This window comes from Sellimonas catena (genome assembly GCF_027924685.1).
Classification (GTDB): Bacteria; Bacillota; Clostridia; order Lachnospirales; family Lachnospiraceae; genus Sellimonas; species Sellimonas catena.
Genome location: NZ_BSBO01000073.1, coordinates 1 through 4,190, shown reverse-complemented (window position 1 = coordinate 4,190; position 4,190 = coordinate 1). Strand labels below are relative to the sequence as shown.

Genomic DNA, 4,190 nt, shown 5'->3' with positions numbered 1-4,190 from the left:
CTCCTTTGTATAGATGGTTTTTCGTCAATTCCATTATACCAAACGGGACAGGTTTATGCCTTTTTTATTGGCTGAAATATTGAATTTTCAAGGTTCAACACACCGTATTGGTGTGGGAAGTTTTAGTCACTTATTTTTTTCATAATGAACTCTACCTCCATAAAGTTCAGTCCAAAGGAGATACTTCCATTTTCTGTATATCATCTATCTTAACTATTGCTACATTCGGACTATTTATAAGACTTATTAATATCGCCTCGTCTTCATAAAAATCATCATTGTACAGACCTTCAAGAGTGGTTCCGTCTATAAGCGTCACTACCACAAAATGCTCATATAATTGTATGTATCTATTGTGGAATTGCTCAGCTTTAAAATATTTATCCATCACAACTACCTTTCCATATTTAGAACTCCACAACTTTGGATTTTTCACTATGTTCAACGCCACGATAAATGGGAAGGTGTCTTAGAGTTTTAATACGGCAATCTGTTCTTCTCCGTCTTTTTCTCCGGTCTCTATAAATCCAAAAGAAGCATACAATGATTTGGCAACCGCGTTTTTGGGCTCATATGACAGCCAACAGAAATCAGCTTTACCACAGGGAAATGTTCTGATAAATCTTAAAGCAAGTTCTACCGCCTGCTTCCCATATCCTCTATTTTGATATTTCTTATCTATCATTAATCTCCAGAGGTTATAGTTCCCGTCTGCTATGGCAGGTGCATCCTTCCAATAGTCATCTTTGTCATAACCAATCATCACAAAGCCGACTGGATTATTACCTTCAAAAATTCCAAATGGAAAAGCATATCCGTTGGATGTAATAGCGATATATGCTTCAATAATACTAATATCATTGCTGGCAACATAATTTTTCTGACTATCTGAGACATTTAACTTTAAAATATCCCAGACATTTTCGCCATTTATTTTTCTAGATGAATCATTCTATTCCTCCACATACAAATTAAAAATTATTCAAAAAATGGTTCCATCGGATGTAAATAAACAAACTGAGAAAAAGGTAATATGACGCTGTAATTCCTAAGCCGTCGTTATAAATTTCAATCAAAGAATGTTCGCTTATCAAACCAGTTACAATAATTAATATCAAAAAACATACAGGAATAATTAGTAAACAAAGTAAAAATTTATGTTTTTTGTCCATTTTGATACCCCTAAACACTCACTTTATCCACTATACTTATAGTATAATTTAATTTTTCAGATTATACAATAAAGAAGGTGTTAAGACTCCCTCATCTCTGAAGTGTTCAAGCTTTTGAAGCAAAAAAATAAGAGAAACGCTATAAAATCAACGTTTCTCTCACTTTTACCTCCTGCCACAGACCGGAATCGAACCGGTACGGGAGGATAAGTCCCGCAGGATTTTAAGTCCATATGTGCCAGTCGATTTTCCCAGAACGTCTTGGTACTGAATGGAACTTAGAGTCCCGAAAAAATGGGGATTTTTACCGGCTCGAAACAGCCTGAATAATAAGTTTCTTGCAAATTCAGTATAAATCAAGAATTTGAGTTTGACAAGACTTTTTAGGCACAAAAGGGATGATGGAGGGATGATGGCAGGATGTCCTCACATCCAGAAAATATAGAGAAAAGGTGACATTCAACCGAACTATTGGCTAGAGGCAGCATCATCATGCTGTCTCTATTTTATTTCAGAAAGAGAGGCTTATTATGGAATACCAATTAGAACTTAAACAAATCGTAGATTTTCCACGCTGCCGGATCTACCGCAACTTCATACAGACCTTATTAAATGACAGGAGCATCCGAACCACCGGAGGCTCTTTTCTTTTCTGGTATCTGGTTCTCTGCTCCTACGCCAATTACAGCACTTCCATCCGGCGCATGGAGCAGCTAACTTATACGCTCTCACCGGGCGAATGGATCTGCAGCATTTCAGAACTGCAGGATTGGTTTCGCTGCCGGTTTCAGCATCAGGCCATTTCCATCCTGAAGCATCTCCAGGAGGAAAGCTGCATTACCTATTCCCTGCTGGAGAAAAACCGCCTGGTCAAATTCCGGATCACTGACTGGCAGGATGATAATACTGCCCTGAAATACAATTATCCCTGTAAAAAGGATACCGGCTTTTTCTTTTTTTCAATTGGAAAAGCCCATAAATTGATCCAGGCAGGCAAATGCTCGGAAATGGACATTCTGCTTGATCTGTGGATCCATGCTGTATACAATGACCCGTCTGTCCTCTGCTCTGACACCGGGCCTGTCGTCTACTATCGGAATAATACCGGATCCCCCCTGACCAGCTTCCAGACGCTGGGAGAACGGTGGGGACATTCCAAACCTACTGTCTCCAGACTATTAAAAAAGCTGGAGAAGATGAACCTGATCACCCTGGTATCCTTCCGTGGAAATCACGGGAGCATTATTTACCTGAACAATTACCTTTCCATTATGTTTAACATCAGCGACGTACTGATTGACAAGGAGGAGATCGCCATGAAAATGAAACTGCCAATTTACATTTCAAAAGAGACACCTGCAGAGGAAACCGCAGAACCAGAGACTGTGTGCGTACCAGAAACGGTGACGGATGCGCAGATCACTGTTTCAAATCCAATTCCCTGCGTTCCAATTTCGCACATCCGCTACATGGTCAAAAAAGTTGCAAAACTCCTGGATACACAAGGGATTTCCTGCTGTCACTGCCCCCGGACCAGGTATATATTATCTCCTTTATCAGACTGCAAGGATAGTATACCTGTAATTGGTCTAAATATTATCTGCCCCTTTGGAGCCGCAAACTACCGGTTTGAGCTGACCATAGAACCCAGGCCGGAGTCTGCAAAGCTGGAGCCAGAGAAGAAGGGTGGACAGCAGAGCCGAACCGTACTGGCGAATCCTGCCCTTCCGAAAGAGGGCAGGATAGGACAGCGAGCTAAGAGGATGCACAGAATGGAACCGCCGGAAATCTTACTGCCGGATCTTCCCCCGCAAATACCGGATAATGCGGAAGCCGGAAGCCAGGAAGGAGGGGATCTGTATGCCGAAGCGTAAAGGACAGGACTTTTCAACACCGGAAGAAAATCCCCGGTTTCATGATACGTACCAGTTCCTTCGCCGTTACCGGGATGCCACATACAGCCTGAAAGTGGTCGTTCACCAGATGGAGAACCAATTCAAGGTGCAGTACGGTTCCAGCATTGATGAGTTCCTGGATTCCATTTATGCAGCTGGGGCAGACCTGGCAGGAAGTGATATTGCGGAACGTGCCAAAAGCATTGAGCGGAGCAACCGGATGCTGAAACTGCTGGAGTCCTCCGTGGATCTTCTGCGCAATAACCACAAGTACGGAGAGCAGTATTACTGGATCCTCTACTATGCCTTCCTCTCCCCTCAACAGCTGAAGAATACCGATGAAGTCCTGGAAAAGCTGGAGCAGCACATTCCCAATATCTCCTACCGTACATATTACCGGAAACGCCACCAGGCGATTGAAGCCTTGAGCAGCATTCTCTGGGGATATACAGCGAAAGAAACCATAGACACCCTGAACAAATTTTTTCCAGAATAATAGCAGAGGTGGGATCTAATTTCTTTTAATCCCACCTCTGCTCAACTATTTTGTAATGTCAAAAGGAGTATTGATTACTTCGCTTTCAAAAATACTACATGATACATTAGCATTTTCCTTTTCCACCAACTCTTTTCCTTGTTGAGCAAGATCACGTGTCATGAATATTCCTATGACACTCCAATAATCTTTATCCCAATGATAAGCCTCCAATCTGAAAATTTTATTCATCAATACCGCCTCCTTCTCATATCCTTTAATTGATTTAATTATGTCAGATAATGGTTTTGAATGCGATGCAATTAGTAAATTTATATTTGAATGCAGTACAAATAAAAATAGAAGATCCTATTTCTCATTCAATCTAAAATCAAATTGTGATTTTATATATTTCTTTTCCATATATTTTGATTTTTTCTGGCAAGCTCTTGTATAATTTTAGGTTTTTATTTACATAAATGTTTATATTTGTGATTTTAGAGTTTTAAATTCACAAATATAAAATGTTAGTGTATAATTATTATTGGCAAAAATAGGAATTTTTCCTAAATAAAAAGGGAAGCAGAGAAAATCCCTACTTCCCAATCATACAGTTTTTCTTTATGATGTTAGTTGCAAAATAAAACA

5 protein-coding genes are annotated in these 4,190 nt (G+C 40.1%); 2 read left to right on the top strand and 3 right to left on the bottom strand.

The features are described from left to right. Nucleotides 1-166: 166 nt before the first annotated feature. A complete protein-coding gene (locus Selli1_RS17930; RefSeq protein ID WP_138373253.1) occupies nucleotides 167-436 on the bottom strand; it encodes a hypothetical protein in 270 nt (89 codons plus the stop codon). 33 nt (nucleotides 437-469) lie between these two features. After that, complete coding sequence (locus tag Selli1_RS17925; RefSeq protein ID WP_416389860.1) at nucleotides 470-796, bottom strand: GNAT family N-acetyltransferase; 327 nt, start codon at nucleotides 794-796, stop codon at nucleotides 470-472. Between the two features lie 906 nt (nucleotides 797-1,702). On the opposite strand from Selli1_RS17925, the gene Selli1_RS17920 reads away from it, so the two are divergent. Both Selli1_RS17920 and Selli1_RS17915 read left to right on the top strand, forming a co-directional pair. Next, complete coding sequence (locus Selli1_RS17920; RefSeq protein WP_281874430.1) at nucleotides 1,703-3,046, top strand: MarR family transcriptional regulator; 1,344 nt, start codon at nucleotides 1,703-1,705, stop codon at nucleotides 3,044-3,046. After that, complete coding sequence (locus Selli1_RS17915) at nucleotides 3,033-3,563, top strand: hypothetical protein (protein WP_281874428.1); 531 nt, start codon at nucleotides 3,033-3,035, stop codon at nucleotides 3,561-3,563. The genes Selli1_RS17920 and Selli1_RS17915 overlap by 14 nt, the downstream gene beginning before the upstream one ends. A gap of 45 nt (nucleotides 3,564-3,608) precedes the next feature. Here the strand turns inward: Selli1_RS17915 and Selli1_RS17910 are convergent, their stop codons facing one another. Beyond that, on the bottom strand, nucleotides 3,609-3,794 hold the full coding sequence (locus tag Selli1_RS17910) for a hypothetical protein (RefSeq protein ID WP_281874426.1): 186 nt from the start codon (nucleotides 3,792-3,794) through the stop codon (nucleotides 3,609-3,611). Between the last annotated feature and the right edge of the window lie 396 nt (nucleotides 3,795-4,190).